Origin of the sequence: Streptosporangium sp. NPDC001681, assembly GCF_040298085.1 — a bacterium.
Classification (GTDB): Bacteria; Actinomycetota; Actinomycetes; order Streptosporangiales; family Streptosporangiaceae; genus Streptosporangium.
The window spans coordinates 1-18,295 of record NZ_JBEOZN010000170.1 but is presented as its reverse complement, the minus strand read 5'-3'; the positions used below and the strand labels follow the sequence as shown (position 1 = coordinate 18,295).

The window sequence follows — 18,295 nt, the reverse complement described above, 5'->3', positions numbered from 1 at the left end:
CGGCTTCCCCCCCCCCCCCTCTCCCCCCCCCCCCGGGGCGGGCCCCCCCCCCCCCCCCCCTCGGTCTCCGCGGGGGGCCCCCCCCCCCCCACCCCGCTTTCGCGCATGCTTTCGGGGAGGGCGACCCGCGCCGGGGACCTCACCTCCTCGCCATCGTGAACGACAGGGCCCCACGCTGCGATTTCGGTGAAAAGCAGGCCCCCCTTTCACCGAAATGTCGCTTACAGCTCTTAGGCTGGCCACTGTGTTGTTGATCGACCTCGCGCGCACCTCGGCGGCCGTGGCCGCCGGCTCCGCCCGGCTGGCGAAGACCGCGCATCTCGCGGAGCTGCTCGGCCGGGTCGAGCCGGACGAGGCGGAGATCGCCATCGCCTACCTCTCCGGAGAGCTGCCACAGCGCAACGTCGGCGTGGGCTGGACGAGCCTGCAGGATCCGCCCGAGCCCCGGCTGGCCGCCACCGCCACCCTGCGCGAGGTCCACGACCTCCTCGACCGCATCAAGTCCCTGGCCGGCCCCGGCTCGCAGAGCGCACGCAGGACACTCGTCGCCGAGCTGTTCGGCGCCCTCACCCGCCAGGAACAGGTCTTCCTGTCACGCCTGCTCAGGGGCGAGCTGCGCCAGGGCGCGCTCGAAGGGGTGATGATCGAGGCCGTGGCGAAGGCCGCCGGGGTGCCGGCCGCCGAGGTCAGGCGAGCGCTGACGCTTCGCGGCTGGCTTCCCGCCGTCGGTGCCGCCGCCCTGGCGGGCGGGGTCGAGGCGCTGCGCGCCTTTCACCTGGAGGTCTGCCGGCCGGTGTCGCCGATGCTGGCCCAGAGCGCCACCTCCGTCGCGACCGCGTTCGGCAAGCTCGGCGGCCCGGTCGCCGTCGAGTGGAAGCTCGACGGGGTCAGGGTCCAGGCACATCGCTCCGGCGACCGGGTGTCCGTCTTCACCCGCGCCCTCGACGACATCACCACCCAGGTGCCCGAGCTGGTCGAGGCGGTGAGCGCCCTGCCCTCCAGCGACCTGGTTCTCGACGGCGAGGTCATCGCGCTGCGCCCCGACGGCCGCCCCGAGCCCTTCCAGGTCACCTCCGGCCGCGTGTCCAGCCGCACCGACGTACCGCGAGCGCGGGAGAAGACCCCCTTGAGCGTCTTCTTCTTCGACGCGCTGCGGGTCGACGGCGCCGACCTGCTCGACCTGCCGGGTGCGGACCGTCACGCGGCCCTGGCCGCGGCCGTGCCCCCGGAGCTGGTGACCCCGCGTCTTGTCACCGGCGACGTCGCGGACGGCGAGGCGTTCTTCAATGACGCGATCAGGGGCGGTCACGAGGGCGTGGTGGTCAAGTCGCTCCTGACGCCCTACGCCGCCGGGAGGCGCGGAGCCGGCTGGATCAAGGTGAAGCCCCGGCACACGCTCGACCTCGTCGTCCTGGCCGCCGAATGGGGTCATGGCCGCCGCGAGGGCAGGCTCTCCAACCTGCATCTGGGCGCCCGCGACCCGCGTGGCGGATTCGTCATGCTCGGCAAGACCTTCAAGGGCCTGACCGACGAGCTGCTCGCCTGGCAGACCGACCGCTTCCTCGGCATCGCCGAGGGCCCCACCGACGGCTGGACGGTCACCGTCCGCCCCGAGCTGGTCGTCGAGATCGCCTTCGACGGCGTGCAGCAGTCGAGCCGCTACCCCGGCGGCATGGCTCTGCGCTTCGCCAGGGTCATCCGCTACCGCCCCGACAAGACGGCGGACCAGGCCGACACCGTCGACATGGTCCGCTCCCTCATGCTCTGACGCCTCCCGGCCTTCACCGGGTCACTTCACGGGGCGCAGCGTGAGGGGGTAGCGGAAGTCTCCGTCGCCCATCGCCGCGACGCCACCGATGACGGACAGCACCACGCCGCCGATCCAGAGCAGCGGCGTCAGGACGACGCCCACCACCGTGATCGCCAGCACGATGGTGGCCGCGATCAGCGTCAGCTGGAAGTTGAGAGCCTCCACCGCGTGTGCCCGGATGTAGGGCGAGGTCTTGCCCGCGGTGAGCATCATGACCACCGGGCCGAGGACGGGCAGGCCGACCAGCGGGAGCAGGTGCGCCGCCGCCGCGCCCAGGCGCTCCGCTCCGGTGTCGCCACCCCGCCTGCCGAGGTGCCCGTGGTGGCCGTACGCCGCCTGGGGCGTGACCGGCGGCTGGAACGCGGGCCGGACCGGCTGCGTACCGTACAGCTCGTTCATGATCGGCATGAGGTCGCCGTGCACGCGGGCCGTCATCGCCCGCTCCAGCCTGTCGTCGAACTCGGCTTTGTCGAGCCTTCCCTCGGCATAGGCGGCCTGGACGTGCTCGACCACCCGCTCACGATCCTGGTTGCTGACCCGGAGCTCCGCGTAACCGGGTCCAGGGCCGCTCACCGGCACTCCCCGTGCCACTGACCCACCGATGCCGTTGTGCCTGCCATGAGACCGATACCCTTTCGTCGCCTCTTCGACCTCAATGCTCGTCCAGATTGTCGGCCCCGTATATCAGGATGAACCCTTATAGGCCCCTGAAACCGACCCTTGGCCTTTCACCGCGGATCGAGCAGGAGAGGTATACAAAGAGACATGAGATGGCGAGATCGCTACGGGTTGAGGCGCAAGCGCGGGCCGAAAATCGCCAAGTTCGACCGCGATGCCACCGACGCCGACATCGAGACGCTCATCGCCTTCGCGAAGTCACGCCGGGGCGTGGAGTTCTACGTCGAGCCGGAGACGTTCGCGACCGACACCACGGCGGTGGCCGTCGCCGACGACGGCGAATGGACCCGGCGCCGGGTCGGCTCCCCCGCGGTGATTCGCAAGGTGGCCCGCGACCTGGCCCTGCCCGTCTACGACGTGCAACTGACCGGCTATCCCCCCCGGATGAGGGCCTACAACGAGCGCCAGAAGCGCGCGGAGGGCTGAGCCAGGAACCCGGTGGTCGCATCGTGCGCGGGGCCACCGGGTTCTTCCAGCAACGCGGCCATCGGGAGCAGCCAGGCCATCTTGGGGCTGCCCATCTCCTGGTCCAGTTCCTCGGGGCTGGGCATCCTGTCGTTGAGGGCGTGTGGCGGGACCAGGTGGTGGATCGCGTGCATGAGCAGGTGAGCCATCGAGTAGCCGGGATCGGCCTCAAGCGCCCGGGTGAGGGCGACGCCCGCCAGCGCGGAGTCGCCCCGCCGCCAGGCGACCAGGCCGAGCAGCGAGGCGGCCGGGGGCACGAACCTCGGTTCCAGCCTCCGGGTGAGGTCGTGCCAGAGCTTGAGATGCGCGTCATGCCCGTCGTCGGTGACCAGCGCCCACGCCTCGTCGCGAACCCTGATCACCGCCAGGTCCAGCCCCAGTCTGGCCGCCTGATCGTCGTCGAGCCGGTCGCCCGAGGCGTAGGTGGCGATCGCCTCGCGGACCCTGGTCACCCCCTCCGCGACGAACTCCACCGCGAGCCCGTCGGCGTCACGACATCCGGCGAGCCTGCCGCTCAACTCCGCCATGAGGCGGCCCGTCGCCTCACGCATGGCCACCCGCGCGGCCCCGGTGACCGGGTCGAGTGAGCGCTCCAGCGCCTGCCTGTCCGGCCACGCGACCAGTCCGTGCAGGATCGCCTCGGCCGCGATGACGGTGGCCCGCCGCTCGTACGGCACGCCTTCGACGGGACAGCAGTCGGTCCGTGAGCAGCCGTACGACCAGTAACGGCCGTCCTCCACCCGGAGCGCGTCGACGACGGTGAGACCGCCCCCGCGGAACAGTGCACCGGCCTCGTCGATGGCCGGGGTCACCAGCGGGCCTGAACCATAGCCGACCATGACGACCTGCGTGACGTCCTCCTTCCGGAAGAGCGGAACGATGTCGCCGAGGCCGCCGGACGCCAGGGGCAGGTCCCATCGGACGGTGAGGTGCAGCCTGCTCCTGGGCAGACCGCCCGTGAGGCCGATGACGACCAGGCTCTCCGTGGGATGGAACCCCAGCAGGTAGGGGACCGCGCCCAGGACGTCTTCGGTGGAGCCGAGCAGGAGCCGGGGCTGGGAAACCGGCGGGAACAGGGACTCGGGCGAGTCCGGGCTCTCTGTTGTCATGGCCGGAAGCCTCCCGGACCCGCTCCCGTGTCTTTCGGCCCGAACTCCTTTCTGTGGACGGAACGTGCGGCCGTCCACAGCCGGGCTGATCCCCATCGCCGGTCCGTGGAGACCCACCGGACCGTCCCCCTCACGCGATCGCGGCGCCCGGGGCTAGACGCGCGACGGCCGGGCGCCTCCTCAGGCGCCTCTCATCCCGTCCTCTCCGCCGACAGGAGGGTCGGAGCCAGCCGGGTGCGGACCATGATGGCCGCACCGGCCACGGCGGGAGGCATCGCGATGATCGCGACGAGCGGGACGAGGAAGAGCAGGAAGAGCAGGACCCCGAAGCCGAGCGCGGGGGCCTTGTTCGCGCGAAGCAGGCCGAAGCGGCTCTTGCGCGCCAGTCCCCTGCGCTCCAGGGCCAGTGCGGTCAGCTCGATCGTGAGGAAGAAACCCGAGACCAGGGCGCCCAGGACCGGAACCACCGTCTGCCCGACCACCGGCACGAAGCCGAGGAAGAACAGCGGGATCGTGAACAGCAACAGCCAGCCGAGGGTGACCAGACTGTCCCTGATGGATCTGGGGATCGACTTCCACAGCGGGAGTTCGTACCCTGTCGGCACCTCCCCGTAGGTCTCCTCCACCTTCTCGGAGAGCTTCTCGTAGAAGGGGTCGCCCAGGGTGAGGGTGATCGCCGTGAAGGTCACCACGGCCAGGACCAGCCCCGCGCCGAAGAGCACCAGCCCGACCAGCGCGCGCAGCGCGGTCCGCGCCGCCTCACCCCATCCGTCGGCGAACGGCGTGCCCCACGCGGCGATGTCCAGCGCGTTCTTGCCGAGGAAGTAGAGGCCGACCGCGTAGAGGACGAACGCGATCAGCGCCGGGATCAACCCGAACAGCCACCAGCGCGGATATCGCGCGACCCAGCGCAGTCCCTGGAAGAAGAACCCGATGCCGTCCAGAAAGGAGCGGAAATGACCCATGGCGGAAGATTATCGGGATCGGATGTCAACCGGGACTGCTCCTCATAGCCCTTACCGGCGAAAGCGGACGCGGGCCGGGTCGTGGACGTCAGGCGCGCTGCCAGAGGCCGGGTACGGAGACGCCGAGGGCCGCGAAGAGGCGGCGCAGCAGGGGCAGGGAGATGCCCAGGACGTTGCCGTGGTCGCCGTCGATGCCGTCGACGAACCAGCCGCCGCGGCCGTCCAGGGTGAAGGCTCCGGCCACATAGAGAGGCTCACCAGTGGCGACGTAGGCGGCGATCTCGTCGTCGGTGGCGGTGCCGAAACGCACGACCGTCGCGCCCACCTCCGCCACCTCGCGCCCGTCCGCGGCGTCGATCACGCAGTGGCCGGTGAGCAGACGGCCCTCGCGACCGCGCATGCCCCGCCAGCGGGCGACCGCCTCCGCCGGAGAGGACGGCTTGCCGTAGGCCCGGCCGTCGAGCTCCAGCACCGAGTCGCAGCCGATGACCAGACCGTCGGTCAGGCCCTTGGCCACCACAGCCGCCTTCGCACGGGCCAGCGCGAGGCAGAGTTCGCTCGGGCTGTCGGCGGTGACGGCCTCCTCGTCCACACCGCTGACGATCACTCCTGGATCGAGTCCGGCGCTGCGGAGCAGGGCGAGGCGGGCAGGGGACGCGGAGGCGAGAACGATCTGGGTCACGCCGATCGAGCCTAGCGCGGCTCCCGCCGTCCCCTCGCCGCGGGCGAAGTCCTCCGCAGGCCGGGCATCCGGTCAAAGGTCGTGGGCAGCGTACCCAGGCGGCTCGCGGGTCAGGCGCGGGGCGAGGGCGGGAGCTGCGGGGGCGGTCCCGAAGGGGGAAGTCCAGGGGCGGCGCCCTGCGGAAGGCCCGCGGCGGCGTACGCCTCCGCCTCGCCGAGGGTCTCGTGCTCCAGCAGGGCCGCGACGATGCCGTCCAGGCGCTCACGGTTCTCCTCCAGGACCGCCATGGCGACCTCGTAGCACTCGTCCACGATGCGCCGGACCTCCTGGTCCACCGTGGCGAGGGTGTCGGGGGCGGCGGCGGGCTGGCCGTCGGCGGCGCCGGGCAGCACGCTCAGCGGGCCGATCCTGGCGGACATGCCCCAGCGGCCGACCATGCCGCGGGCGATCACGGTGACCTGCTCCAGGTCGTTCTCCGAGCCGGTGGTGATCACCCCGTAGACGACCTGCTCCGCCGCCATGCCGCCGAGGGCACCGACGATCCGGTCGCGCAGGTATTTCTCGTCGTAGGCGTACTTGTCGGTGTCGGGCGTGGAGAGCGTGACACCGAGCGCCCGTCCACGCGGGATGATCGACACCTTCCTGACCGGGTCGGCGCCGGGCTGGAGCATACCGAGGAGCGCGTGGCCGGCCTCGTGGTAGGCGGTGCGTCTGCGCTCCTCCTGCGGGATCACGACGGCGCGGGCCGCACCGAGCAGGATCTTCTCCAGCGCGTCGGCGAAGTCGGGGGCGCGCACCCTGTCGTGGCCGCGCTTGGCGGCGAGCAGCGCCGCCTCGTTGACCAGGTTGGCCAGGTCGGCACCCGTCATGCCGGGGGTGGTCCTGGCCAGCCGCTCCAGGTCCACGTCGTCGGCGAGCGGCACGCCCCTGCTGTGGACCCGGAGGATCGCCAGCCGCCCCTCGACATCCGGCACCGACACCACGACGGTACGGTCGAACCGGCCAGGACGGAGCAGCGCCGGGTCGAGGACCTCCGCCCGGTTGGAGGCGGCGATCACGATGACGCCCTCGGAACCGGTGAAGCCGTCCATCTCGGTGAGGATCTGGTTGAGAGTCTGCTCGCGCTCGTCGTGGCCACCGATGGTGCTGCCGCCGCGGACCCTGCCGATCGCGTCGATCTCGTCGATGAAGATGATCGACGGTGCGACCTTGCGAGCCTCGTCGAACAGCTCGCGCACCCGTGAGGCGCCGACCCCCACGATCATCTCGATGAACTCCGAGGCGCTCGCCGAGAAGAAGGGCACGTCCGCCTCGCCCGCCACGGCGCGGGCGAGGAGTGTCTTTCCGGTGCCCGGCGGCCCGGTGAGCAGCACCCCTTTGGGCAGCTTCGCCCCCAGCCTCCGGTACTTGTCGGGGTCCTTGAGGTAGTCGACCACCTCGGCCACCTCGTTCTCGACCTCGTCGATGCCCGCGACGTCGTCGAAGTCGACCCGGACCTTGGCCGGTTCCACCGGCTTGGCCGCCTTCGACCTGCCGAGGCCACCGAGCCCGCCGAGACCGCCCAGCCCTTCGCCCATCGCGGACGCCGAGCGCCGTATGAACCAGATCCACAGGCCCGCCAGCAGCAGGACCGGCAGCAGGGAGAGCAGCAGGTTGGACAGGAAACTCCGGCCGCCGACGGGCTCGGCCTTGATGTTCACGCCCGTCGCGGTGAGCTGCCGGTAGAGGGCGGCCTGGTCGGCGAAGACCGGTATCTCGGTGGAGAACTTGTCGTACTCGGCGTTGCCGCTGTCGGGGTCGCGGGCGGGCTTTTTGAGGGTGCCCTGGATCGAGGTGCCCGTGGCGTAGATGTCCTTGACGTTCCCCGCCCGCACCTGATCGGTGAACTGGGTGTAGGAGATCGGCTCGGTGACCTCGCCGAAGAACGAGGAGACGATGAAGAAGCCCGCGTAGACGATGAGCATGGTCACCAGGAAACGCACCCAGTTGATCCTCGGGCGCTGGGGGGCGGGCGGCCCGTCGGGCAGGCCCTCGGACCGCCAGGGCTTGGATCCGCGCTGCTTGTCGGCCGTGTCCTGGTCAGACCCCTTGCGTTCCTGAGACGCCGGTCGCTTCAAGACTTCCCCCTCGACGGCTGGGGGAGCCTGCCTGGACGGATGCCCAGGACACCCGGCTCAGTCCGGGCTCTCGAACCGAGGCCGTCCTTCGCCTGCGCCCCGAACCGGGAACCTCGCGCCCGGCGAGCGGGCGGGAGGTCGTCGCGCAAGTGGCGATGGAGCGGCCTGCCGTGAAATTCCCCCGAGTTTCACCAGATCACATAGATATGGCGATTCCTGCCCAGATGGGGCTTACTTCAATCTGAGGGAGGAGACCGCGGTGTTGATATCGCGCCAGCGCTTGCTCTGGGTGTCGGGGATCGTCACGAAGAGCATCGCGGGCTTGGCGCCGGGAGCCTCGACCACGGCGAGGGCGGCCATGGAGGAGCGCGTCTTGCCCTTGATCTTGTACTTCACCCGGTAGGCGAGCAGCCAGCCGTCCTTGATCGGCTGCGAGGCGACCCAGGCGATCCTGCTGCCCTTGGGGTGGTGGTTGAGTGTCCATCGGGCCGCCAGCAGTGCGGTGTCCTTCGCCTCCCGCTGCACCAGGATCGGCACCGGACAGCTCACGAGCATCGCCCGGTGAGCGATCCCCTTCACCTTCGGCAGCACCTGCTTGGTGGAGAACGGCGACGCGCCGAAGACCTTCCAGGGCTTGCCGAAACGGATCAGCGACACCCCCGTCCTGTCGTCCTCGATGCGGCGCTTGCTCTTGTACGCCTTGCCGGGGAGCCGGCCGAGCCGCTTGTCACGCGGCAGTTCGGGCACCCGGAGGTCGGCGAGGGCCGCGATGACGGCGCTGCGGTCGGGGGCCGGCTCCCAGCCCTCGGGCGAGGGGGACGGAGAGGCCGTCTCGGCAGGACTCTCCGACGGGGACGCCTGCTCCGACGCCGAGGCGGACGCCGGGGCCGACACCGGGGTGGACGGCTCCGGCGAGCCCGGACCGGGCGAGGGTGGCGCGGCAGATGGCGCGGCGATCTGCCCCGTCTTTCCCTCGCCCGGTTGATCTGAGGAGCCCGAGGAGACGAAACCGACCACGGCCGCGACGGCGGCCAGGACCAGCGCGACGCCCACGGCCAGGATGCGGTAGATCACTCGCATCGGCAGGTCGCCGATACGGGACCGCTTCACCGGTGAGTCCGATGGTTTCGAGGGGCTCTCCACCACGATTTTCGGCAACTCCGACGTCTCCGCCTCGGCGGTCACATATGTCGGCGCGGGACCCGTCTCCCGGGTCCCCTGAGTCCCACCCAACCCATCGAGCACGATCGGGAGCGTACGACAAATCCGGTTTTCCCGTGCGGGATCCCCATCACACTTCGGGAACGAGTACCTTCCACATCTGTCCACCCGGCGACCGTGGCCCGGCTGCCCGTCCCTTCCGAACAGGGAGGCGGTCAGACCTTCAAGGATGCCTGCCTCCTGGTGATGACCACCGACATGAACGCGGCGGCGAAGCAGAGCAACCCCGCGGCGTACCAGGCGAGGTCGTAGGCACCGAAGTGGTCACGGGTGACTCCCGCGGCGACCGCGGCGACCGCCGCGCCGATCTGGTGGGAGGCGAAGACCCAGCCGAACACCACAGCCCCGTCGGAACCGTAGATCTGGCGGCACAGGGCGACGGTCGGCGGGACCGTGGCCACCCAGTCGAGGCCGTAGAAGATGATGAAGACCAGCATGCTGGGCTCGGCGGTGGCCCCGAACAGGCTTGGCAGGGCCATCAACGACAGGCCCCGCAGCCCGTAGTAGGCGCCGAGGAGGACGCGCGAGTCGATCTTGTCGCTCAGCCACCCGGACGCCACGGTGCCGACCACGTCGAAGATCCCGACCAGCGCGAGCAGCCCGGCGGCGACCGGCTCGGCCATGCCGTGGTCGTGGGCGGCGGGGATGAAATGGGTGCCCACCAGGCCGTTGGTGCTCATCCCGCAGATCGCGAACCCCCCTGCGAGCAGCCAGAAGGGGCGCGTACGCGCGGCGCTCCACAGCACGCCGAGGGCTCGCGAGGCGGCGCCACCGGTCCGCGCGGGCCGCACGGCCCAGGGTGCGGCGGGGTCGGCGCCCAGAGCCGTGGTGCCCACGTCCTCGGGCCGGTCACGCAGCAGGAACCAGACCAGGGGGACCACGGCCAGAGCCGCGACGGCGACCGTGATGGCGGCCGACCGCCAGCCACTGTCGGCAGCCAGGTGCGCGAGGACGGGCAGGAAGACGAGTTGCCCGGTGGCGCCGCCCGCGGTGAGCACACCCGTGACGAGGCCGCGGTGGCGGACGAACCAGCGTTCGGTGAGGGTCGCGGCGAAGACCAGGGCCATCGAGCCGGTGCCGAGGCCGACCAGGACACCCCAGCACAGGACGAGCTGCCAGGGGGCGTTCATCAGGATGGTCAACCCACTGCCCGCGGCGACCAGCAGCAGGGCGTACGTCACGACTCTGCGCATTCCGAAACGGTCCATGAGCGCTGCCGCGAAGGGCGCGGTCAGCCCGTAGAGCATGAGGTTGACCGAGACGGCCAGCGAGATCGTGCCCCGGGACCAGCCGAACTCCTCCTGGAGCGGTGTGATCAGCACGCCGGGCGTCGCCCGGAACCCGGCCGCGCCGAGGATGGCCACGAACGCGACTCCCGCCACGATCCAGGCGCGGTGCAGCTTACGTTCGGGCGCCCGAAGAGTCGTTGTCATGCGCCCCATAATCGGGGGGGCGAAACGCTCCGCGCGAGTGGCCCGAGTGCCAATATCCACAAGGATCGGGCCATGTTCGCTCCGGTGGTACCGCCGCTTTTCCCGGTGCGGATGCCCTTCCCGTACGCGGGCACGCCGGGAACCCGGTAATGGCCATCTCACATACTGGGAGAATTCGCTCAAAGGTTCCGTTTTTTCTATTCTCGTCAACTGGGGGTCTCGCATCCGGCATGGTCACGGGGAGACGCGAGACCGGTCTCCGGTCCCGCGCGGCCGTGCGGGAGCGACGACACCCGCGCTCCGCGGGGCCGTTACGGGACCGGCCGGAGAACGGGCGATCAGAGGAGTGTGCCGTGTTCCACACACGAAGGCCGGCAGGGATCCTGGCACTGCTGGCATGCGGCTCGCTCCTGCTCAGCGCCTGCGCGAGCGCCGATCCGACGGACGACCCGACGGCGTCGGACTCGGAGTCGATCCAACCGGCCGAGACCATCACCTACGCGTACGAGCAGGAGTTCCACTCCTACAACAACAACACCACCGCCGAGAACGCCACGCGCAACGCGGCACCCCTGCAGCGGGTGCTCACGGGTTTCTGGTTCTACGGTGACAAGGGCGCGATCGTCCCCGACAAGGACTTCGGAACCTACGAGAAGATCTCCGACGATCCGCTGAGCGTCAAGTACACGATCAACGCCAAGGCGGTCTGGTCCGACGGCACCCCGATCGACTGCGACGACGTCATGCTGTGGTGGGCCTTCCGATCCGGCAAGGTCAAGGGCTTCGCCTCGGCCGACACCAACGGCGTCCAGGACACCGAGGTCCCCGACTGCGAGAAGGGCGGCAAGGAGTTCACCCTGGTCTACGACAAGCCGTTCGCGGACTGGGTGGCCGGCGGCCCCGGCGCGACCGAGATGCTGCCCGCCCACGTGGTCGCCGAGCAGGACGGCCTGTCCGAGGAGGACTTCATCGCGGCGGTCAAGAACACCGACTCGAAGAAGCTCGCCGAGGGCATCAAGTTCTTCAACGACGGCTGGGTCTCCGAGGGCAGGCTGCCCGAGGCCAGGCTGATCCCCTCCTCGGGACCGTACAAGCTCTCCAAGCTGGACGCCGGGCAGCGGCTGACCCTCATCGCCAACGACAGGTGGTGGGGCACCCCCGCCGCGACTCCGACGATCGTCGAGCGTTTCATCACCCTCGACGAGCAGGCGCAGGCACTGCAGAACCGCGAGGTCCAGATCGTCGAGCCGCAGCCGGGACCCGAGGTGCTCAAGCAGTTGCAGTCCCTGCGGGGGGTGAAGGTCAGTGTCTCCGACAAGTACACCTACGAGCACCTGGACTTCAACTTCCACTCCAGTCCGTTCCGCGACAGAAGGCTGCGCGAGGCGTTCGCCAGATGCGTGCCCAGGCAGCTCATCGTCGACCATCTGATCAGGCCCGTCGCACCCGCGGCCAGGCCCCTGCAGGTTCGCACCGTGGCTCCGTTCCAGGCCAACAGCGCCGCGGTCGTGACCGCCAGCGGCAGCGCCGACGTGTACACGCGACAGGACATCGCGGGTGCCAGGGAACTGCTGCGGAAAGCCGGCCAGACGGGGCTGGAGGTCAGCATCGGCTACCAGACCCCGAACCCGCGCCGCACCGCGGCGGTGCAGCTCATCATCGACTCCTGCAACAAGGCCGGATTCAAGGTCGTCGACAAGGGCTCCGAGGATTTCCTGGGCACCGTGATGCCGACCAACGGCTACGACGTGGCGCTGTTCGCCTGGTCGGGTTCGGCCCTGGTCAGTGGCTGGGCCTCCAGCTTCACCTCGCCGCAGAAGTGCGACGCCCACAGCAAGGGCAACAACAACGGCTGCTACTCCAGCAGGCGGGTCGACCTCCTCATCAAGGAGCTGAACTCGACCGTTGACCTGGCCGCCCAGGACCCGATCATCGGTGAGATAGAGAAGCGGCTCTGGAGTGACCTGGCCACCATCCCGCTGTTCCAGCATCCGGGCCTCAGCGCGTGGGACGAGACGCTCCAGAACGTCGTCCCGAACCCCGCGCAGTCGACCATCACCTGGAACATGGATAAATGGCGCCTTTCCTAGAGCGCCCCCTTCTCGCCGCCGCGGTCACGGATGGAGAGCCCCGTATCTGACATTAGATGACAGGTATAGGCGCCAGGATGAGCACAAGAGCTGAGACCTCTCCAAGGGAGCCCACATATGCCTCGTGCCACCGGAACCTTCACCATCGACAGCTGGGATCCGCACCCCTACGACGAGGCCGAAGGTGCCACGCTCTCCCGCGTCCACATCACCAAGACCTTCGACGGCGACCTGGTCGGCACCAGCAGCACGGACATCATCACCGCGGTCGCCCCGGTCGAGACGTCGGCGGCCTACGCGGGCTTCGAACGCTTCACCGGCACCGCGCACGGCCGCAAGGGCACCTTCGTGCTCCACCACACGGCCGCGGCACACGCCGGGGAGTCGGAGCTGAGCTGGACGATCCTTCCCGACTCGGGCACCGGGGAACTACTGGGCATCCGGGGCGGGGGGCAGATCGTCAACGACGACGGCGCCCACTCCTTCCACCTCGACTACGAGCTCGACTGAGAGCGATTCGTCGGGGAAAACACCGAAGGGCGGCCATCTGGCCGCCCTTCGTGAGAAGTGGAGCTATGGGGATTCGAACCCCAGACCTCCTCCATGCCATGGAGGCGCGCTACCAACTGCGCCATAGCCCCTCGGTGTCAACCGATGTCGCCGGGCCCTGCCCGGCGTCCACGCCAGTGTATAGGAAATCACTCCACACCCTGTAACCGCCGAGGCGGGCCGCCATGAGGGCCGGCTCGCCTCGGGGCCGCAGGTCGCGTACGGGCCGCGGGCGGGTGCCTACCTTAGCGACATGGCCTTCTCGATCAGCGTGGCGAGCTCGGTCACCGCGGGGTCCTCGGTGGACGCGGCCAGCCGGGTGGCATGGGCGGCGAGATCCCCGGGGTCCGCTCCGGCGATCCCCTCCCCGGTGCGGAGATACTCGGCGAGGCCCACGGCGACCACGTCGACCTGGAACCTCGGCGCGGACTCCCGCCACGGCGAGGCCGCCAGGTCACCGACCGCGAGGGCGCGAGTGGCCTCGGCGGGATCGCGGGTGTCGGGGTCCTGCCAGCGTACGGTGGCGGTGGCCAGCTGACCCGACGCCCCGCCACGCAGCCGCACCTCGTACAGGGCGGTCACCGAGTGACCGGGGCCGATCTCGCCGCCGTCCTTGGCGTCGTCACGGAAGTCCTCGGTCGCGAGTCGCCGGTTCTCGTAGCCGATCAGACGGTACGACTCCACGGCCGAGGGGTTGAACACGACCTGTGCCTTGGCGTCGCGGGCGCGCAGGTCGAGGTTGGTGGCGAGCTGCTCGACGAAGACCTTGCGCGCGTCGTCGGCGGAGCTGACGTAGACCGCGGCACCGTCCCCGTTGTCGGCGAGCTGCTCCATCAGCTGGTCACCGTAGTCGCGGCCGACGCCGACGCACAGCAGGGTTATCCTCTTGCCCGCGGCCTCCTCGACCCGGGCGAGGATGCCCTGCCAGGTGGTGTCACCGACGTTGGCCAGTCCGTCGGAGAGCAGGATGACCCGGTTGACCGCCACCGCCCTGAAGCTCGTCGCGGCCTCCGCGTAGCCACTGGTCAGCCCCTCCTCCAGGTTCGTCGACCGTCCTATGGCGAGGCGCTCGACGGCGGCATGGAGTCGGTCCCTGTCGGTTGCCGGGGTCATGGACAGGACGACGTCCGCCCGGTCGCTGAAGGCCACGATGGAGACCTGGTCACCGGGCCCGAGCTGGTCGACGAGCTTGTGCAGGGCCTCCCTGACCAGGTCGATCCTGCCGGACTCGCTCATGGAACCGGACACGTCCACCACGAAGGTGAGGTTCGCCGGGCGCCGGGCCTCCGCATCCGCCCTGCGGGTCTGCAGGCCGACACGGAGCAGCGCGGCGCCGTTCCCCGGCGTACGGGCACCGTCCATGTGCACGGTGAAGCCGTCGTCGTCCGGCTCCCGGTAGTCCTGCGCGAAGGCGTTGACGAACTCCTCGGGCCGGACCTGACCAGGCTCCGGCAACCTGCCCTCCTGGATGGTCCGCCTGCTGTAGCCGTACGAGGCGGTGTCCACGTCGAGGGCGAAGGTCGAGATCTGCTCGGCGGCGGTGTCACGTTGCCTGGCGGCGTCGGCCTCGGAGTCCTCGATCCCGGAGGTGGCCAGGCCACCGGTTTCGGCGAGGGAGGGCCGCGGGACCTGTTTGCCGGATTCGGGCATCGGCTGGCTGGCGGTTCCCTTCCCGTCCGACGCCCCTCCGCAGGCGGCGGCGGTCAGCAGGACGATCGCGGCGAGGGCAGTGGCGAGCGGGCGTGACTTCATGTCGCCTCCTAGGGATGCGTGTCACCCCCTACGACGGCTCCTTCCAGCCTCCCGCCGGGAGCTTGACCCAAGCGAGCGCAAACCGTGTTCGGCACGTGATCAGGGCTTCCAGGCCGGATCCCGCCCGCTGAGCCCGAGCAGGGCCCGCACGTCGAGGTCCTCGCGGGGGTGGGCGGCCCCAGCCGGTCGTCACGGACACCGCGGGCCACGGTCGCCGTACCGGTGACGGCGTGTGACAGCATCTCGTTCATCTCGGCCATGCTGTCCGGCCGGACTCCCAGCCGTCATGAAAAAACGCGACATAGGATCCTTCGTCATGCGCGTGTACCTCGGCCTCGCGGCCAAAGATCCGGCAGCCGGAATACCGGAGGCGATGCTGCACCGTGTCAGGAGCGTGATCGACAGCGCGTTCCCCGTGCCGCCGGAGGTCATCAGGTCGCGCGAGTGGCACCGCCCCGGCATCACCATGTTCGCCTGGACCAACGAGCCCGACGACTCGCGGCAGCCCCCGCCGCTGATGACCGAGCATGACCGGGTGACCGGGGTGAACGGTTACCTGGCCGCACCGGACGACGTGAACCGGCTGGCGGGCATGACCACGCTGGACAGCGAGGCGGTCGGCGGGTGCTTCTCGGTGTTCCGGGCCACCGGGGGCGAGCTGTCGGCCGCCACCGCGATCCACCGGGTCTGCCCGGTCTACTACGCCGAGACGCCCGACGTGCACGTGATCGGCAGCCGGGCACTCCTGGTCCATCTCGCCTGCGGCGAGCGCGTCGACTGGGACGTGCTCGCGCTGCAGTCGATGGTCCGGCAGGGATACTTCCTGTCCGACGAGACGCCCTACCTCGGGGTGAGCGCGCTGCCGCCGTCCTCGTCGGTGACCGTCAGGGGCGGCACCCGTACGATCACCACGACCCCGCTCCCGACGGCCGTGCCGGCACCGGAGTCGCGCAGGCGGAAGAAGGAGCTCGTCGGGGAGCTGGCCGAGGCGCTGCTGGCCACCGTGGAGCCGCTGCGCGCGGCGGGGGAACCGGTGAACCTCGCGCTCACCGGTGGCAGGGACAGCCGCCTGATCGCCGCGGTGCTGCACGCGGCCGGCATCCCGCTGCGCGCGACCACCAACGGCCTGGACACCCACCCCGACGTGATCCTCGCCGGGCGCGTCGCCCAGGCGCTCCACGTCGAGCACACCGTCATCCCCCCGGCCCGCGCCGAGAAGAAGGACGCGATCGTCGTCGAGCACCCGCTCGCGCGGGCCTACGAGACGCTGCGCGCCTGCGAGGGCATGACATCGGCGTACGAGTCGGTCGTCGGTTACCTCCCCTACAGCGCCAAGCCGACCATGTCCGGGCAGAGCGGCGAGATCCTGCGGGCCGGCGGCCTGCTGCTGCTCCAGACCGACCTGGGGGAGAAAGCGCTGCGCCGCCGGGTGGACGTGACCTTCCTGCGAGATCCGGCGCTGTTCAGCGAGGCGGCCAACGAGCACGCCCGCGAGCTGGCCGAGCCGTGGCGAGAGCGGGCTCCGCTGGAGGCGCTCGACCACATGTACATCTCCTACAAGGTCGGCCGCTGGCACGCGGGGTCGCGGGCGGGCTCGCTGCGCCGGGGCGACCAGATCTGGCCCTTCCTCGACAACCGGGTGGTCCGCGCCGCGCTGGGTCTCGACCAGACCTGGCGGCTGTCGGAGGAGGTCATCTACGAACTCCTCGGCGTCCTGGCCCCGTCGCTCAGGGACATCCCGATCGAGGGCAAGCCGTGGCGATTCACCGCCGGGAAGCGGTACTACCCCTGGCAGCGCAGGCCGCAGGTGCTGACCGCGCCGAAAACCGGCGGCGGTGGCTGGAACTGGCGGACCAGCCCCGGTACGGAGCTGACCGGCCTGATACGCGACCATGTCCTGGGTCGCCTCGACCTGCTGACGCCCATCGTCAACCCCGACGAGGTTCGTGCGCTGTTCGCCGAACCCGTCCTCAAGAAGCCCAACCAGGCCTGGCATCTCTACACAGTGGCCACCATGCTGGGTGGAGACTATCCCGGCAAGGAACCCGAGAGCCTGCCCAGGATCCACATCCCCATCCCGTCCTGACCCACCCCACGACCGAAGCCGGGGAGGACCAGGCTCCGTTTCCCTATTCGTTCTCGAGCTCCGCGACCCGCCTGCAACGGCACCGGGCAGGCTTCCCGCCGCACCACCGGTCGCCTACAAGACCGGTCGGGGTGGTGGGTGGCCTGCCCGGTGGTACCCGTCCGGGGAAACAGGAAACGCTGCCACGGCAACCGGCGGCCCGCTGGTCGCCCGCCCGCGCGAATCCGCCTTCCGCCCCTTCCGGGTGATCACGAAAACTTCGCCCCGTTCGAACCGGGAACCTCCCGGCCGCGCACATCACGCAACGTTACACGTACGACGCACGAAGATCGTGTTCGACGAGCACTTCCCGGCGGTGGAGCGCGCTCCACGGGCGAGCGTTTTCAACGGTGACGATGACGGCTCCGACCTCGGCCCACAGCTGGTGTCGGGCGGCGTCGAGACCTACGTTCAATCACCGCCCAGTCTGCCCGTTGTCCGACTTGAGCGAACATAATTTACTTATCCAATTAATTGCCACAACAAGGATATTGGGCTTTTGTATGGCGATTCAAATTTACGGAAAGCAAAGAAACGCGCACCCCTCATCAAGCTTCCACACCTGATTCGATCGACACTTCTCCCGCCACCTCCCGAGCGTTCAAAGAATGGCCGCACAGTGTTTTCGCTGAATGCAACGGGAGAGACAACGCACGTGTCTATTTTCATGAAACGGACCCTTGCGGGCGGCGCGCTCGCCGGGGCCGTCCTTCTTCTGCACTCCCCTGTCCCAGTTTCAGCCGATTCGCAACTTTCGACTTCGGCGCAGGCTCGTCCCGAGAGAATCGAATCCGTCAAGGGAACGCAGGTTGACCCCTGTCTTCTGACGATTTCCACTATTTGCACGAGCTTCATCTCCGTCCCCGGAACGGTTAACGCCCGCGACCTCTCCAGCACCAAGGCAATCATCCAGGGCGCATTGCAGCCGCAGCCGACCTCGGACAGTTCGGCTTATATCCCGCTGTGCAGGTGGCTGGGCCTGCCAATCTTCCTGTGCCGGATTCCCGATGGAGTCCAGGGTCCTGCTGGTCCTGCTGGTCCCGCAGGGCCCAGAGGCCCGGTGGGACCACGAGGACCCGCTGGCGCAACCGGACCTGAGGGCCCCACAGGACCGGAGGGACCGGCAGGACCGGCAGGCGCTAACGGCGCACCCGGACCCGAGGGACCCGCAGGACCCGCAGGACCCGAGGGACCGGCAGGACCCGAGGGACCGGCAGGCGCTGACGGCGCACCCGGACCGGAAGGACCCGCAGGCTCCCGCGCGATCCGCGTACGGCGGCCAGGACGGCGAGCCCCGCC

General features: G+C 69.8%; 13 protein-coding genes, 1 tRNA gene and 1 pseudogene. 6 read left to right on the top strand and 9 right to left on the bottom strand.

Going from position 1 to position 18,295, the window contains the following annotated elements; genetic code table 11:
* The first annotated feature begins 244 nt into the window (after window positions 1-244).
* Complete coding sequence (locus ABT130_RS42780) at window positions 245-1,768, top strand: ATP-dependent DNA ligase (protein WP_350965563.1); 1,524 nt, start codon at window positions 245-247, stop codon at window positions 1,766-1,768.
* Between the two features lie 21 nt (window positions 1,769-1,789).
* Here ABT130_RS42780 and ABT130_RS42775 read toward each other — a convergent pair whose 3' ends face one another.
* A complete protein-coding gene (locus ABT130_RS42775; protein WP_350928961.1) occupies window positions 1,790-2,383 on the bottom strand; it encodes a DUF1707 and DUF4870 domain-containing protein in 594 nt (197 codons plus the stop codon).
* 192 nt (window positions 2,384-2,575) lie between these two features.
* Between ABT130_RS42775 and ABT130_RS42770 the strand changes: the two genes are divergently transcribed.
* Window positions 2,576-2,914 (top strand): hypothetical protein, encoded by a 339-nt coding sequence (locus tag ABT130_RS42770; protein WP_350928959.1) that lies wholly within the window; start codon window positions 2,576-2,578, stop codon window positions 2,912-2,914.
* Here the strand turns inward: ABT130_RS42770 and ABT130_RS42765 are convergent.
* From ABT130_RS42765 to ABT130_RS42740, 6 genes are all read right to left on the bottom strand, one after another.
* A complete protein-coding gene (locus tag ABT130_RS42765) occupies window positions 2,881-4,062 on the bottom strand; it encodes a DUF4192 domain-containing protein (RefSeq protein WP_350965561.1) in 1,182 nt (393 codons plus the stop codon). The genes ABT130_RS42770 and ABT130_RS42765 overlap by 34 nt on opposite strands.
* A 191-nt stretch (window positions 4,063-4,253) precedes the next feature.
* Window positions 4,254-5,027, bottom strand: coding sequence for an EI24 domain-containing protein (locus tag ABT130_RS42760; protein WP_350965559.1), 774 nt, complete (start codon window positions 5,025-5,027; stop codon window positions 4,254-4,256).
* Between the two features lie 88 nt (window positions 5,028-5,115).
* Window positions 5,116-5,709: a Maf family protein gene (locus tag ABT130_RS42755; protein ID WP_350965557.1), complete on the bottom strand. Its 594-nt coding sequence runs from the start codon at window positions 5,707-5,709 to the stop codon at window positions 5,116-5,118.
* 110 nt (window positions 5,710-5,819) lie between these two features.
* The gene (gene ftsH / locus ABT130_RS42750) at window positions 5,820-7,826 is read right to left on the bottom strand and encodes an ATP-dependent zinc metalloprotease FtsH (RefSeq protein ID WP_350965555.1); all 2,007 of its coding nucleotides are present in this window, start codon (window positions 7,824-7,826) and stop codon (window positions 5,820-5,822) included.
* A 231-nt stretch (window positions 7,827-8,057) separates the two neighbouring features.
* Entirely contained in the window at window positions 8,058-9,071 is a 1,014-nt protein-coding gene (locus tag ABT130_RS42745; RefSeq protein WP_350965553.1) for a hypothetical protein, read from the bottom strand.
* A gap of 131 nt (window positions 9,072-9,202) precedes the next feature.
* Window positions 9,203-10,480, bottom strand: coding sequence for an MFS transporter (locus ABT130_RS42740; protein ID WP_350965551.1), 1,278 nt, complete (start codon window positions 10,478-10,480; stop codon window positions 9,203-9,205).
* A 353-nt stretch (window positions 10,481-10,833) separates the two neighbouring features.
* On the opposite strand from ABT130_RS42740, the gene ABT130_RS42735 reads away from it, so the two are divergent.
* Both ABT130_RS42735 and ABT130_RS42730 read left to right on the top strand, forming a co-directional pair.
* Complete coding sequence (locus ABT130_RS42735) at window positions 10,834-12,570, top strand: ABC transporter family substrate-binding protein (RefSeq protein ID WP_350965549.1); 1,737 nt, start codon at window positions 10,834-10,836, stop codon at window positions 12,568-12,570.
* A gap of 117 nt (window positions 12,571-12,687) precedes the next feature.
* The gene (locus ABT130_RS42730) at window positions 12,688-13,080 is read left to right on the top strand and encodes a DUF3224 domain-containing protein (protein ID WP_350965547.1); all 393 of its coding nucleotides are present in this window, start codon (window positions 12,688-12,690) and stop codon (window positions 13,078-13,080) included.
* A gap of 58 nt (window positions 13,081-13,138) precedes the next feature.
* On the opposite strand, the gene ABT130_RS42725 is transcribed toward ABT130_RS42730, so the two are convergent.
* Window positions 13,139-13,211: transfer RNA gene (locus ABT130_RS42725), tRNA-Ala, on the bottom strand.
* Window positions 13,212-13,359: 148 nt separating this feature from the next.
* Window positions 13,360-14,871, bottom strand: a complete 1,512-nt coding sequence (locus tag ABT130_RS42720; RefSeq protein WP_350965545.1) for a vWA domain-containing protein — start codon at window positions 14,869-14,871, stop codon at window positions 13,360-13,362.
* Between the two features lie 316 nt (window positions 14,872-15,187).
* Between ABT130_RS42720 and ABT130_RS42715 the strand changes: the two genes are divergently transcribed.
* Window positions 15,188-16,957 (top strand): asparagine synthase-related protein, encoded by a 1,770-nt coding sequence (locus tag ABT130_RS42715; protein WP_350965543.1) that lies wholly within the window; start codon window positions 15,188-15,190, stop codon window positions 16,955-16,957.
* Window positions 16,958-18,003: 1,046 nt separating this feature from the next.
* A pseudogene (locus tag ABT130_RS42710) lies at window positions 18,004-18,295 on the top strand (hypothetical protein); the annotation flags it as partial.